Raw genomic sequence first — 13,359 nt, 5'->3', positions numbered from 1 at the left:
CCGAAACACGGAGCCGTCCAATATTGCTTCTGCCTGCCGAGCATGATCTTGGCAGCATCTACCCCAGCGACACCCGATCGAGCAGCAGCCCGGCGGCGATCGGCGGCAAGCCGCTGACATTCTTGCGCACCGGCACCAGGAGATCGGGGAAGTAGCTGAAGATGATGGGTGTCTCGTCGAGCAGCAGTTTCTGGATGTCGGAGGCTGCCGCGCGCTGCGCGCCGATATCGAGCGCCTTGAGATAGCTCGTGACCATGCCGTCATAGGCAGGGCTCTTGAAATGCGCCGCGTTCCAGGGGCCGTCGCTGACCAGCGGGCTCTTGAGGAACACATTCGGCACGCTGCGATGAGCGTAGTCGGTGATGCCGAGCGGGCTGTCCAGCCAGTCCGATTGGCCGAATACGGCCTTGCCGTAATATTTGTCCTGGTCTTCTATGTTGAGCGAGATGCGGGCGCCGATCTCCTTGGCGAAATTCTGGAACAGCTGCGCGTAGCCGGGAATATCGGAGTAGCGCAACGTCGTCAGTGTGATGTCGAAACCATCGGCAAGCCCCGCCGCCTCCATGAGTTGCTTGGCCTTGGCGATATCCTGCGTGCGTTGCGGCACCGACTTGTCGGTGGCCGGGAAGGCCGGCGCGAACGGGCTGTCATTGCCGGTCGCCGCCATGCCGCGGCACAGTCCGTCGACCAGCTTGGACCGATCGATGCTAAGCGCCAGCGCCTGGCGCACGCGCTTGTCGGTGAAGGGCGCCATGTCGCAGCGCATGTGCAACTGGCGATGCGCGGTCGAGGCGACGCGCAGCACCGTGATGTCGGGGCTGTTCAGCACCACCTGGCTGACATCGAGCGGAACCGCGTCGAGAATGTCGACCTCGCCGGCCTGCAGCGCCAGGATGCGCGGCTGCACGTCGCCGTAGAACTTGAATTCGAGCCGGTCGGGCAATGCCTTCTCGCCCCAATAGTCGGGATTGCGCACGAAGGTCGCGCCGACCTTCGGCGTATAGGTCTCCATCCGGAACGGCCCGGTACCCTCAAAAGTCTTTTCGTAATCGCCTTTGTAGCTCGCCGGCAGGATGACGGCGTTGTAATTGTCGATCGACACCGAATAGGGAAAGCTGCCGTTCGGCGCATCGAGATGGAAGGCGACGGTGTGATCGTCGACCTTCCGGGTTCCACCCTTCGACAACAGGCCCTTGAACACCGACAGCGCGTTGGAGGCGCCGTTGGGATCGGCCAGCCGGTCGAACGTTGCGGCGACGTCGTCGGCTTTGAATTCCTCACCATTGTGGAATTTTACGCCCTTGCGCAGCTTGAAGGTCCAGACGCTGCCGTCCGCATTGGGCGACCAGCTTTCCGCCAGAACCGGCTTCAAGGTCAGATCCGGCTGGGTGATGCAAAGGAATTCGGCGGTCTGGAAAACCAGCTGATAGCTGCCACTGTCATAGAAGGTGACGGGATCGATGGCACCGCCGGGCGTGGCCACGCCGGCGCGCACCGTGCCGCCCGGCTTGCCCTCGGCGCGGGCCTTCCGCGTGCCGAAACCGGCCGCTCCCAAAATGCCGCCAAGCAACGGCAGCGACAGGCCAAGCATGCTGCCGTGGCGGAGAAAATTACGCCGGTCGAGCCTGCCTGCCAGCAACTCGTCGACAGCGGAATTTTCGATTTCCGTGAGGCTTTTGCGGGCGGCGTCGATCGTCATGAAATGCCTTGGCATGGCTGCATTCCTCGCTTGCCCTCGGGAGAGTGGCCATTTAGGTCATTGTTGACCGCGACCGGAAAGCGATTTTTTTTGATGGGGCCCATCGAAATTTTCGATGCTGGAGTGATGGCATGGACACCGAAAACCTGCGCAGCTTCCTGGAGGTCGCCGAGCATGGCAGTTTCACCGTCGCGGCCAGCCGGCTCAATCTCGCGCAGTCAACGGTCAGCGCCCGGATAAGGGGGCTGGAGGAGCAGTTGGGGCGCCGGCTTTTCGTAAGGGATCGCGACGGCGTCACGCTAACGCCGGCTGGCCGGCAGTTCCTGCCGCATGCCTCCTCCATCACCCGCACTTGGGAGCAATCGCGGCAGGACATCGCCGTTCCCGACGGTTACGAGTCGCTGTTGCGCTTCACCGCGCCCGCCTATCTTTGGGATCGCGTCACCTCGCCATGGATCGCGTGGATGCGGGCCCAGCGGCCGAACGTGGCGCTGCGGCTCGAAGGAAGCTTTCCCGACCTGGCGATCGACCAATTGGCCGAAGGACTGCTCGACATCTGCATTCTCTATCTGCCGCGGCCGCATCCCGGCATCGTCTACGAGACGCTGGCCGTCGATCAGGTCGTGCTTGTCCAGCATTCCGCACAGCCAGGACCGTGGACGCAAAACTACATCCTGATGGATTGGGGGCTCGAATTCCGCATCGAGCACGACCGTGCCTTCGCTGGGATGGTGCAGCCGGCAATCTCGGCCGGGCTGGTCTTCATCGGCCTGCAGCACGTGCTGTCGCAAAAAGCCGCGGCCTATCTGCCGCTCAGTGCCGTCAGCGGCTACATCGAGAACGGTGAGATGAAACGCATCGAGGATGCGCCTGTGTTTCAGCGGCCGATCTATCTCGCCTATCCCAGCAATCCCGCATCGTCGGATGTGCTCGACGTCGCGTTGACCGGATTGCGGACGCTGGCAAGGGACTGGACTGGTGATCGGGGCTTTGCCGAGGGGGACCGCTCCTTCAGCATGACCGGCCAGGCGTGATCGATGCGGGCCGCTTACGCCGGCAGGGCTGCGACCGCCGCCGGTTTCTGCAGCCGCCTCAACTCGGCATAGGGAATGTGGCAACGGATCGAATGCCCCGGCTGGGCCTCGGCGAGCGGCGGCTCCTGCTGTTCGCAGACCGGCCCGATCTTGCGTGGGCAGCGCGTGTGGAAGACGCAGCCCGATGGCGGGTTGGTGGCGCTGGGGATTTCGCCATCGAGCCGGATGCGTGCCGTCTCGGCCTGATCGAGCTTGGGCACGGCCGATAGCAGCGCCTCGGTATAGGGGTGATGCGGTCCGGAAAAAACGTCCTCCGATGGCCCGATCTCCATGATGCGGCCGAGATAGAGCACGGCGATCGTGTCGGAGAGATAACGCACCACGCCAAGGTCATGCGAAATAAAGATGTAGCTGACGTCTTCCTTGGCCTGCAGGTCGGCGAGCAGGTTGAGGATCGCCGCCTGGACGGAAACGTCGAGCGCCGAGGTCGGCTCGTCGCAGACGACGATGCGCGGGTCGCCGGCGAAGGCACGGGCAATGGCGACCCGCTGCTTCAGCCCGCCCGAAAGCTGGCGCGGCTTGACCGCCAGATGCCGGTCGGTGAGCCGCACCGAGCGGACGAGATCGTTGAGGCGTGCCTCCAGTGCGGCACCCCTCAAGCCCGCCAGCCGCTTCAGCGCACGGCCGATCAGATGGCGGATCGAATGCGAGCGGTTGAGGGCGGAGTCCGGGTTCTGGAAGACGATCTGCATCGCCTTGACCTGGTCGTCGCCCCGGTTCTCCAGCTTCGGCGCCAGCGCCTTGCCCTCGAGCTCGATGGTGCCGCCCTCATCGGGAGGCACCAGACCGAGCAGCAGCCTGGCGAAGGTGGTCTTGCCCGAGCCGGATTCGCCGACCAGCCCGAGCGTCTCGCCGGGCCTGAGATCGAGCGAAACGTCCTTGACGGCGCGCAGTGCATGGCCGTGGCTGGCGTAAGTCTTGTTCAGCCCGGCGACGCGCAGCACCGGCGCCGTTGTGGGTTTCGGTGCGCGCACCACGTTGGCGGGCGTGGCACGTGGCAGGGCCTGCGCCTGGTCGTGGTAGTGGCAGCGCGACAGCCGCCTCCCGCGCTCGTCGGTCAGATCATAGAGCGGCGGCAATTCGGTGCGGCAGCGGTCGGTGGCCAGCGCGCAGCGGTCGGCGAAGGCGCAGCCCTTGATGTCAGCGCCGATGCCGGGCAGGAAGCCCGGGATGGTGTCGAGCCGGCCCTGGTCCTTGCGCTGGCCGCCGCGCGGCAGGCAACGCAACAGCGCCACCGTGTAAGGGTGGCGCGGATCGTTGAAGACGACATCGGTCGGTCCTTCCTCGACCAGCATGCCGGCATAGAGCACGCCGACCCGGTCGCACATGTTGGAGACGACGGCGAGGTTATGGCTGATGAACAGGATCGAGGCCGACACTTCCTGCCTGAGCTGCGCGATGAGGTCGAGCACCTCGGCCTCGACCGTCGCGTCGAGGCCGGTGGTCGGCTCGTCGAGGATCAGCATCGAGGGATCGTTGGCCAGCGCCATGGCGATCGCCACGCGCTGCTGCATGCCGCCCGACAGCTGGTGCGGATAGCGCTGCATGACGCTTGGCGGATCGGAGATGCGCACGCGGTTCAGCATGGCGATGACGCGATCGGTGGCAGCTTGGCCCGTGATGCCGCCAAGCTCGAAAATTTCGGTCAATTGCCGGCCGATGCGGATCGACGGGTTTAGCGCCTTTCCCGGGTCCTGATAGACCATGGAGACGCTTTCGGCGCGCGCGCGCCGAAGCGCCTCCGCGTCGAGCTTCATCACATCCTGGCCGTCGAGTGAGATGGCGCCACCCGATATCGAGCCGTTGCGCGGGAGGTAGCGCACCACCGTGAGGGCTACCGTCGACTTGCCGCAGCCGGATTCGCCGACCAGCCCATAGGCCTCGCCCTGGCCGATGGTGAGGCTGAGATCGCGCAGCACCGCGCGATTGCGGCCGGCGACCCGGTAGGCGACCGACAGGTTCTTGATATCGAGCGCGTCCTTTGCCTTCCTGGTCGATATATTGGCGGGTTCAGTCATTGAAGGCCCCATGCACGCCGTCGGCGGCCAGGTTGACGCCGATCACCAGCGAGGCGATGGCGAGCGCGTCGAACAGCACCGTCCACCAGAAGCCGCCGCCGATCATGCCGTAATTGCTGGAAATGGAGAGCCCCCAGTCGGGTGACGGCGGCTGGATGCCAAAGCCCATGAAGGAGAGGGTAGCGACCGCAAAGATGGCGTAGCCCAACCGCACCGTGGTCTCGACCAGGATCGGCGGGATGACGTTGGGCAGGATCTCGACGAACATCGTATGCAGCGCGCTCTCATGCCTGAGCTGTGCGGCGGCGACATAGTCGAGCTCGCGCTCGGCCAGCACCGCCGAACGCACGGTACGTGCGATGATCGGCGCGAAGCTCAGGCCGATGACGATGATGACGGTGGTCTTGGATGTGCCCAGCGCGACGATGGCAAGCAGCGCCACGATCACCACGGGGATCGCCATGAAGGCTTCAAGGATGCGGCTGACGACATCGTCGACGAGGCCGCGGAAATAGCCGGTGAGCAGGCCGAGCGCGGTGCCGGCGACCGTCGCCAGCAAGGTCGCCAGGGGCGCGACGGTGAGGATATCGCGCGAACCGACGATGACGCGCGAGAACACGTCGCGGCCGATCTGGTCGGTGCCGAACCAGTGTTCGCGCGAAGGCGGCGCCAGCGCGTTGATGATGTCGTCGGCGAGCGGATCGTAGGGGACAAAATGTTCGCCAAACAGCGCACAGGCAACCCAGAACAGCACGATGGCGATGCCGACCAGGAACGTTCGCGAGCGCAGCAGGGAGAAGAAGACTTCGGCCACCGCGCCGCGGCGCCGCATGTCGTCCTGTGCGGGGGCGGGGGTCTGGACGGCGCTCATTGGTCTGACCCCAGGCGGATGCGCGGATTGAGCACGGAGTAGAGGAAGTCGGCGATCAATGTGGCCACCGCATAGACGATGCCGATGGTGAGGATGCCGGATTCCAGCATCGGAAAATCCTTGCCGCGCGCGGCGGTGAAGATCAGCGAGCCGATGCCCTGGTAGCGGAACAGCGTCTCGATCACGACAAGGCCGCCGATGAGATAGCCGGTCTGGGTCGCGATGACGGTGATGGTCGGCAGCAGCGCATTGCGCAGCACATGGCGCCAGATCACCGTGCGCCAGGGCAGGCCCTTGAGCACGGCGGTTCGCGTATAGTCGGAATCGAGCGCCTCGATCATGCCGGAACGCGCCATGCGCGCGATATAGCCGAACAGCACCAGGAACAGCGGCAGCGACGGGAGGATCAGGTAATAGAGCTGGGTGAAGAAGCCGGCATCCCTGGGCCACGCGGCCGAGATCGGCAGCCAGCGCAGCCACACGCCGAAGATCAGGATCAGGATGATGCCGGTGACGAATTCCGGCAGCACCGTCACCGACAGGCCGCCGAGGCTGATCATGCGGTCGAGCGGGCGGTTGAGGTTGAGTGCGGCAATGACGCCGCCGAGGATGCCGATCGGCACCACCAGCACGAAGGCGACCCCCGCCAGCTTCATCGAATTGCCAAGCGCACCGATGACGAAGGGCGCCACCGGCGAACGGAAAATGTAGGACGTGCCCATGTCGCCCTGGACGAAGTTCGATATCCAGCTCCAGTACTGGGTGAGCAGCGGGCGATCGACGCCGAGCGTGTGATTGAGCGCGTCGACCGCGCGTTGGTCGGCGAACGGGCCGAGGATCGCGCGCCCGACATTGCCAGGCAGGACCTGGCCGCCCAGGAACACCATGATGCTGAGCAGGAACAGCGTCACCAGCGACAGGGACACACGCCGCGCAAAGAAGGAGAGAATGGCTAAGACTCCTTGCAAAGCCAGCCCCCTGGGGAGCTGGCTGTTAGAGGACTGGCTTTCCCTTTTCGCTTACGCCTTCGATGCCTTTTCGAGGAACAGCTGCGACATGGCTGTCGGTTGCACGCCGGCCACGCTCTTCGACGTCGCCGTCAGGTAGTCGTAGAAATAGCCGAAGATGACAGGCGTTTCCTCGAGCAGAAGCTTCTGGATCTTGCCGGCGTCAGCCTTCTGCGCCTCGAGGTCGAGCGCCGCGATATAGCTGGTCGCCAGCGCGTCGTAGTCCTTGTTCTTGAAGTGCGCGGCATTCCAGGTGCCGTCGCTCTTCAGGGGAGCGGCAAGATAAACATTCGGCACGCCGCGATGGCCATAGTCGGTGATGCCCATCACCGAATCCAGCCAGTTCGATTTGCCGAACACCGCGTCACCATAATAGGCGCTCTGGTCGAGGATGTTGAGTTCGAGCTCGATGCCGATCTCCTTGACCCAGTTCTGGATGAGCTGGGCATATTCGGGGATTTCGAGATAGCGCTCGGTGGTCAGCGTGATCTTGAAGCCCTTGCCGGCACCGGCCGCTTCCATGAGCTGCTTGGCTTGTGCGATGTCCTGCTTGCGCTGCGGTATGCTTGTATCGGTCGAGGGGTAGACCGCGGCGAATGGACTGTCATTGCCAAGCGCCGAGCGTCCCTTCATCAGGCCGGCGGCGAGCTTGTCGCGATCGAGGCAGAGCGCGATGGCGCGGCGCACGCGTGCATCCTTCAACGGGCCATCGTCGCAGCGCAGATGCAGTTGCTGGTGAGCCGACGACTTCAGGCTGAGGATTTCGAAGCCCGGATCGTTGAGCAGGGCCACGCCGGCCAGCACCGGCATCTGGTTGATGACGTCGACCTGCCCACCCTGCAGCGCCAGGATCATCGGCTGCACGTCGGTAAAGAAGGTGAATTCGGTACGGTCAGGCAGCGCCTTCGCTCCCCAGTAGTTCTCGTTGCGGACGAAGGAAGCGCCGACCTTCGGCGTGTATTTCTCCACCTTGAACGGGCCGGTGCCGTCGAAGCTCTTCTCGTAGTCGCCCTTGTAGTCCGCCGGGATGATGACGGCGTTGTAATTGTCGGACGAGACCATGTAGGGAAAATTGCCGTTCGGCGCGTCGAGGTGGAATTCCACCGTGTAATCGTCGACCTTCTTGCTGGCCCCTTTCGACAGGATACCGGTGAACACCGACAGCGCGTTGGACGAGTTTGCCGGATCGGCCAGGCGGTCGATGCTCGCCACCACGTCCTCGGCCTTCATCTCGCCGCCGCTGTGGAATTTCACGCCCTTGCGCAATTTGAAGGTCCAAACCGAGCCGTTGTCGTTCGGCTTCCAGCTCTCAGCCAACGCGGGCTGCAGCACCAGGTCGGGGCCGTCGACGCAGAGGAATTCCGCAACCTGCTGCATGATCAGCAGGCCGCCGGCGTCGGCGATCGTGACGGGATCGATGGCTGCCGCCGGCACGCTGCTGGCGACACGGATGGTGGCGCCGGGTGCGCCCTGGGCGCGCGCCAGCGACGGCATGCCACCAAGGCCGGCAGCCGTGGTGATGCCTCCAAGCAGCGGCAGCGACAGGCCAAGCAGGCTGCCATGGCGGATGAAGTCGCGGCGGCTGACACGGCCGTCGACGAGGCCGTCGATCAGGTGATTTTCAAGCGGCGAGCGATTGCGCCGGATCAGGTCGAGAATGCGGTAGTTCTTGATCATGGGTTTAACCCTTCCCCTGTTTCTTATGGTTTGATGAATGCGTTTTTCAGTTGACGAAGTCCGTGGAGTTCTCCTGTCCCGGCCATCAACGATGTCAGTCGCACGGGACTGTAGCATGCGGTTTTTCCTGGTCCATCCGATCCTTGCGGCGCGGGGGTCAGATTTTCTTGAGCAATGCTTCCACCCGTCCGCTCCTGCCGTCGCCATCGATCGCGGCGGCGGACTCTTGTTCTTGAAATACGTGTTCTTTCCCGTGTCGTTCTCCTAGTTCAGCGGCAAACGGCGATATGTCCCTGGCTTGGCCGGGTCGTGATATTTGTTGCAAGGGCCGTTCTCGGCAAAGTCGCGATGGCACGCCGCGAGATTTTCCCGCGACAAGGTGACGCCAAGACCGGGATCTTCCGGGACACGCACCGTATTGTTCCTGGGGCAAAACGGCCCCTCCTCGGTGATGTCCATAGGTTGCATACGAAACAGCGACTGGTTCGGCTCCCGGATCCAGCCCAGGGCCGCGCACAGATGCAGGTAGGCCGCGCTGCCGATGCCGCTGTCGCCGCTGTAGCACCAGAAATCGATGCCCGCGTGCTCGCAGGCGCCGACAAAGCGTAGCATCCGGCCGATGCCGCCATGCGCGGTCGGGTTGCCGACGAATGCATCCGGCACCTTGAGGTCCATGGCGCGCGCGATGTCGATATTGTGGGTCGAGAACGGGATCGAGCAATGGCGGCGCAGTTCGCGCATCTCCTCTGATGTCGCCACCGGATCCTCCCAGTTGCGCACGCCGAGCTCTTCCAGCGGCCGCGCAAGCCGCCGCGCCGTGCTGAGCGAGTAAGCCTGGTTCGAATCGATGCGGATCATCGCATCGTCGCCGAGTTTTTCGCGGATCAGCTCGACCATTCTCAGCGAGATCCTTGGGTCGTCGGTCGAGAATTTTCCTTCGAAGAAGGTCGTGCCGTGTGTCTCGTGCAGTTCCACGCAATAGTCGGCGACTTCTTCCGGCGTCGTCTCGCCCTTGACACCATCCCCATCGCCGCGCAGCGAGAAATAGTCGGTGAACGGGATGTCCTTGCGCACGGCCCCGCCGAGCAACTGATAGAGCGGCTGGTTCCAGGCCTTGCCGCGCAGGTCCCAAAGCGCCATCTCGATGGCGCCGAAGGCCGTGATGCGGGTGCGGTCGTTGATCGACTGCACGCCGGTCCAAAACGGCAGGCAGACATGTTCGGCGCCGGCAATGTCGAAGGCGTCGCGGCCGACCAGCCGCTGGGCAAGAACATCATTGATGATGGCGGCCGCTGCCGGCGTCGGTGCTTCGCCCAGCCCGACAAGGCCGTCCTCGGTCTCGACTTCGACGATAACAGGCGAAAAACCGTCGAGTTCGCCGAACACCCAGGCATAGGGCGCTTCGAGGCGAAGATTGATCGGCGTGGCCTTGATGCCGCGGATCTTCATCTCAGCGCCCAACTTCGAAGAAGGGCTTGCCGAGCAGGTCTGGAACGACGTCGATGCCAAGGCCTGGGCCGGCGGGAATACCCATGCGGCTGCCGGTGACCGGCGGCGCGTTCGACGCGGTGCGCACCGTCACCCATTCATGGAAGGCGATCGCGTGCAGCCGGCGCTCCTCCGGCGTCGACAGCGACAGATGCGCCATGGCGGATGTGTCGATCTCGGCGCCGCCGGTATCCTCGACCGTGATCATGAAGCCGAGATCGACGGCGACGTCACGGATCAGCCGGGTCTTGGTGACGCCGCCGAGCCGCGAGATCTTCAGCGTCAGCCCGTCCGCCGCGCCGAGGCGATGGATTTCCAGCATCGCCTCCAGCGAGGTGACGGATTCGTCGAGCACCATCGGCTTGTCGAGCATGCGGCGCACCGACATGTTCTCGTCGATCGTCGTGCAAGGCTGCTCGAACGTATAGTCGATCGCCCGCGTCGCGTCAGTGAACTGACGCGCCTGGTATGGTGTCCACCCGGCATTGGCGTCGCAGAAAATGACAGTGCCTTTCGGCACCGAGGCGGCGACCGCCATGACGCGCTCGACGTCGTCATGGACATTGCCGCCGACCTTGACCTGGAGCCGGCGGAAACCATCCTCGACGATGCGCTTGGCAAGTGCGGCCATTTGATCGACCGTGCCATGGGTGACGACCTTGTAGAGTTCGGCCGTGTCGCTTTCCCTGCCGCCGAGCAGCGTCACCAGCGGTACGCCGGCGGCCCGCGCCGCCAAATCCCAGCAGGCCATGTCGAGCGCCGATTTGATGTAGGGATGGCCCTTGAACACCGTGTCCATCAGTCGGCCGATGCTGGTCAGCCCGCACGGGTCCTGGCCGATAAGGTGCGGTGCGATCTCCGGCACGCCGGCCCGGGTGCCGGCCGGGAAGGCGGCCGAGTAGAAATTGCCGAGCGGCGCCGTCTCACCCCAGCCGGTGACGCCGCTGTCGGAGGTGATGGAGACGATCACAGCGTCGAAGCAGTCGGCCACACGCCCCTTGGACATGCGATAGGGGCCGTCAACGAAAGGCTGCACGACGTGATAGGCTTTGATGGTTTCGATCTGCACGTGGAGTATCCATTATCCGCGGTGAGGGGAGGGTCAGGCGCCTTTCGACGGGCGCTTTTCGAGGTCGCGCGCGTAGGCAAGAAGCTCTTCGAAATCGTGGTCGATATGCTCGCGTGCGTGGCGCTGGGCGGCACGCATGTCGTCGCTCTTGAGCAGCCGCACATAAGTCTCGTGAACGTCTTCGGCGGGCACGGCTTCGTTGCGTGCCTGCTGGTGCAGGGCGAAATACATCTGCAACCGGCTGGTCAGCCTTTGCCAGGTTTCCAAGAGCACTGAATTGTCGGCCCATTCATGGATCAGGCCATGCAGTTGCAGCGCGGTCTCAATCTGGCGCGTGGTGTCGCGGTCGCGCGTCGCCTGCTTCACCGCCTCGTGGCGCCGGTCGAGCTCATCGAAAAAGCGCTGGTCGCGCAGTTCCCACATCCGCTCGATGGCGAATTCGTCCAGCACCTTGTTGAGCGAATAGACGTCGTCGATGTCCTTGGCGGTGACATTGATGACGAAGGTGCCTGCATAGGGAATGCTGGTCAGTATGCCTTCCTGGACCAGCTCGCGCATCGCCTCGCGCAGCGGGGCGCGGCTGACCCGCATCTGTTCGGAAATCCTGAGCTCGTTGAGCTTCTGGCCTGGCTCGAGCTGACCGGTCAGGATCGCGCGTCTGAGCAGCGCCACGATTTCGGCACGGCGTGTCGTGTCGGCAATCGGACTGAATTCCGTCTTCACCATCCGGCCCACTCCCGCGAGAACAGAGCAGAGACAATCAGATTGTCGACAATCTAACAAGAGGCTCTGCTCGAATTCTTATCTTCGCTTCGCGGCCCGGGCCGGGGTGCGAAGGGCTGGGTCAAGCCGCACGGCCATAGAAGCCGACGCGCTCCTCCTCGCTGAACATCACGCCTGGCTTCTCATAGTAGGAGAACACCGCGATCATCCGTTCGCGTTCACCTTTGACCGTGGTGACACGATGCGCGGTGTTCTTGCCGCGAAACACGTTCAGCGTGCCTGGTTTCATGCGCAGGATCCTGGCGTCGGGGTCACGTCCTTCGAGCAGCCGGGCGACGCCCTCGTAGTTCGGGTTGTCATCCGACCTGAGATCGGTGCGGTATTCGAGGTCGCCGCCGCGTTGCGCCTGCTGCAGCAGCAAGGTGGTGGTGAATTCCGAGCGGTCGAAGTGCCAGTTCAGCGCTTCGCCGGCGCGATAGGCCATGACATTGGTGCGGGCCAGCGGATCCTCCATGACGTGCAGCTTTGCCTTGCCCATCGTCGCCGCGAGGAAACGCACCAGCGGCTCATACTCATAGATCGCTATCACCGTGCTGCCGGGAATTTGGTCGGCGCAGACCGTGTGGCTGACGGTCTCGACCTTGCGCAATGCGGGATGATCGGGCGCCAGTTCGGGAATGCTCGGCTTGAAGTAGATGTTGTGCATGCGCTTGTGGACATGGGATTGCGTGTCCATGACCGGCTTGATCTCCCGCACCGCCTGTTCGGCGACGCCGGGCTTCAACAAACCTTCGAGATTGAACATGCCGTCGGCTTCCAGCGCCGCGATCGACTGTCCGACGAGGCGGTTCCATTCGACGCTGCCTTCACGGTCGAGCGGATAGCGGTCGAGATCGAGAATGTCTTTCATGTCATGTGCTCCAACGTTAGGCACAGAAGACGGCAAAATATTCTTTCTCTCAACACCGGAAATTATTAGGATTGGCCAAGAAAAACTTCAGGAGCCTGATTTGGACCGGCTGCCGCCGCTGAATGCGATCAAGGCCTTCGAGGTCGCGGCCCGGTCAGGCAGCTTCACCTTGGCCGCAGCCGAGCTCGGCGTGTCCTCGGCGGCGGTCAGCCAGCAGATCCGCAATCTCGAAGCCTGGTTCGGCAAGCAGCTTTTCGTGCGCACGGGCAACCGCATCGCGCTGACCGATGCCGGGCACGCCATGTATCCGCAGACGGCGCGCGCGCTCGGCGACATTGCCGCGATCGGCCAGCGCATGCTGGAAGGGGGCCTGAGGACGCGACTAGTCGTCAGCGTGCCGTTCTCGCTTGCCGAGCTGTGGCTGGCGCCGAGGCTGGCCGTACTCCTGGATGCCTTCCCGCATATGGCGATCGATGTGCGAGCCGAGGATGATCCGATCGATCTGGTGCGCCAGAATGTCGACGTGCGCATCAGCTATGGCGACTATCACTATCCCGGCCTGCGGATGGTCCGCCTGGTCCATGACGAGGTGCTGCCGGTCTGGGCATTGCCCTCGGCCAGCGGGTGATGGCGCAGGCCGATCTGGACGCAGGGCGCCTGATCGCGCTGTCATCGGTCTCGGTGCGCCTTGGTCACCCCTATTGCGCCTTCATGCCGCCAGCCAAGGCCGACCGCGCCGACGTCGCCGCTTTGGTCGGTCTGCTCGTGAAAACGGCGCCCGCGACCTGAGAAAAGGTCGGGGC

At 63.8% G+C, this 13,359-nt stretch carries 12 protein-coding genes; 3 read left to right on the top strand and 9 right to left on the bottom strand.

Annotation, left to right across the window (positions count from 1 at the left end; all coding sequences use genetic code 11):
- Positions 1-58: 58 nt before the first annotated feature.
- Entirely contained in the window at positions 59-1,714 is a 1,656-nt protein-coding gene (locus FJ527_RS13970; RefSeq protein ID WP_140823367.1) for an ABC transporter substrate-binding protein, read from the bottom strand.
- Between the two features lie 116 nt (positions 1,715-1,830).
- Here FJ527_RS13970 and FJ527_RS13965 point away from each other — a divergent pair, with 116 nt between their 5' ends.
- Positions 1,831-2,733: a LysR family transcriptional regulator gene (locus FJ527_RS13965; RefSeq protein WP_140823366.1), complete on the top strand. Its 903-nt coding sequence runs from the start codon at positions 1,831-1,833 to the stop codon at positions 2,731-2,733.
- 14 nt (positions 2,734-2,747) lie between these two features.
- On the opposite strand, the gene FJ527_RS13960 is transcribed toward FJ527_RS13965, so the two are convergent.
- The 8 genes from FJ527_RS13960 to FJ527_RS13925 all read right to left on the bottom strand — a co-directional run bounded on the left by FJ527_RS13960 (position 2,748) and on the right by FJ527_RS13925 (position 12,556).
- On the bottom strand, positions 2,748-4,811 hold the full coding sequence (locus tag FJ527_RS13960) for an ABC transporter ATP-binding protein (protein ID WP_140823365.1): 2,064 nt from the start codon (positions 4,809-4,811) through the stop codon (positions 2,748-2,750).
- Positions 4,804-5,682, bottom strand: coding sequence for an ABC transporter permease (locus FJ527_RS13955; RefSeq protein WP_140661459.1), 879 nt, complete (start codon positions 5,680-5,682; stop codon positions 4,804-4,806). The genes FJ527_RS13960 and FJ527_RS13955 overlap by 8 nt, the downstream gene beginning before the upstream one ends.
- On the bottom strand, positions 5,679-6,632 hold the full coding sequence (locus FJ527_RS13950) for an ABC transporter permease (protein ID WP_140661458.1): 954 nt from the start codon (positions 6,630-6,632) through the stop codon (positions 5,679-5,681). The genes FJ527_RS13955 and FJ527_RS13950 overlap by 4 nt, the downstream gene beginning before the upstream one ends.
- Before the next feature lie 69 nt (positions 6,633-6,701).
- Complete coding sequence (locus FJ527_RS13945) at positions 6,702-8,366, bottom strand: ABC transporter substrate-binding protein (protein WP_140823364.1); 1,665 nt, start codon at positions 8,364-8,366, stop codon at positions 6,702-6,704.
- A 264-nt stretch (positions 8,367-8,630) separates the two neighbouring features.
- Positions 8,631-9,815: a mandelate racemase/muconate lactonizing enzyme family protein gene (locus FJ527_RS13940; protein WP_140823363.1), complete on the bottom strand. Its 1,185-nt coding sequence runs from the start codon at positions 9,813-9,815 to the stop codon at positions 8,631-8,633.
- 1 nt (position 9,816) lies between these two features.
- Positions 9,817-10,923 carry a mandelate racemase/muconate lactonizing enzyme family protein gene (locus FJ527_RS13935; protein ID WP_140823362.1) on the bottom strand — a complete coding sequence of 369 codons (1,107 nt, stop codon included), beginning with the start codon at positions 10,921-10,923 and terminating at the stop codon, positions 9,817-9,819.
- Positions 10,924-10,956: 33 nt separating this feature from the next.
- Entirely contained in the window at positions 10,957-11,649 is a 693-nt protein-coding gene (locus tag FJ527_RS13930; RefSeq protein WP_140724693.1) for a GntR family transcriptional regulator, read from the bottom strand.
- A gap of 118 nt (positions 11,650-11,767) precedes the next feature.
- Positions 11,768-12,556 (bottom strand): 2OG-Fe(II) oxygenase, encoded by a 789-nt coding sequence (locus tag FJ527_RS13925; protein ID WP_140788060.1) that lies wholly within the window; start codon positions 12,554-12,556, stop codon positions 11,768-11,770.
- Positions 12,557-12,656: 100 nt separating this feature from the next.
- Here FJ527_RS13925 and FJ527_RS13920 point away from each other — a divergent pair, with 100 nt between their 5' ends.
- Positions 12,657-13,184, top strand: a complete 528-nt coding sequence (locus FJ527_RS13920) for a LysR family transcriptional regulator (RefSeq protein ID WP_224582862.1) — start codon at positions 12,657-12,659, stop codon at positions 13,182-13,184.
- Positions 13,184-13,345, top strand: a complete 162-nt coding sequence (locus FJ527_RS29605) for a hypothetical protein (protein ID WP_224582864.1) — start codon at positions 13,184-13,186, stop codon at positions 13,343-13,345. Before FJ527_RS13920 ends, FJ527_RS29605 begins: the two co-directional genes overlap by 1 nt.
- Positions 13,346-13,359: the final 14 nt, after the last annotated feature.

This window comes from Mesorhizobium sp. B2-4-18 (genome assembly GCF_006441385.1).
Classification (GTDB): Bacteria; Pseudomonadota; Alphaproteobacteria; order Rhizobiales; family Rhizobiaceae; genus Mesorhizobium; species Mesorhizobium australicum.
Note: the sequence above shows the minus strand (reverse complement) of the source record. Positions and strands in the feature narration are given on the sequence as shown.

Bases quoted from the DNA above. Each gene is read 5' to 3' on its own strand.
- FJ527_RS13970 (WP_140823367.1), bottom strand. From the start codon at position 1,714: ATGCCAAGGCATTTCATGACGATCGACGCCGCCCGCAAAAGCCTCACG.
- FJ527_RS13965 (WP_140823366.1), top strand. From the start codon at position 1,831: ATGGACACCGAAAACCTGCGCAGCTTCCTGGAGGTCGCCGAGCATGGC.
- FJ527_RS13960 (WP_140823365.1), bottom strand. From the start codon at position 4,811: ATGACTGAACCCGCCAATATATCGACCAGGAAGGCAAAGGACGCGCTC.
- FJ527_RS13955 (WP_140661459.1), bottom strand. From the start codon at position 5,682: ATGAGCGCCGTCCAGACCCCCGCCCCCGCACAGGACGACATGCGGCGC.
- FJ527_RS13945 (WP_140823364.1), bottom strand. From the start codon at position 8,366: ATGATCAAGAACTACCGCATTCTCGACCTGATCCGGCGCAATCGCTCG.
- FJ527_RS13940 (WP_140823363.1), bottom strand. From the start codon at position 9,815: ATGAAGATCCGCGGCATCAAGGCCACGCCGATCAATCTTCGCCTCGAA.
- FJ527_RS13930 (WP_140724693.1), bottom strand. From the start codon at position 11,649: ATGGTGAAGACGGAATTCAGTCCGATTGCCGACACGACACGCCGTGCC.
- FJ527_RS13925 (WP_140788060.1), bottom strand. From the start codon at position 12,556: ATGAAAGACATTCTCGATCTCGACCGCTATCCGCTCGACCGTGAAGGC.
- FJ527_RS29605 (WP_224582864.1), top strand. From the start codon at position 13,184: ATGGCGCAGGCCGATCTGGACGCAGGGCGCCTGATCGCGCTGTCATCG.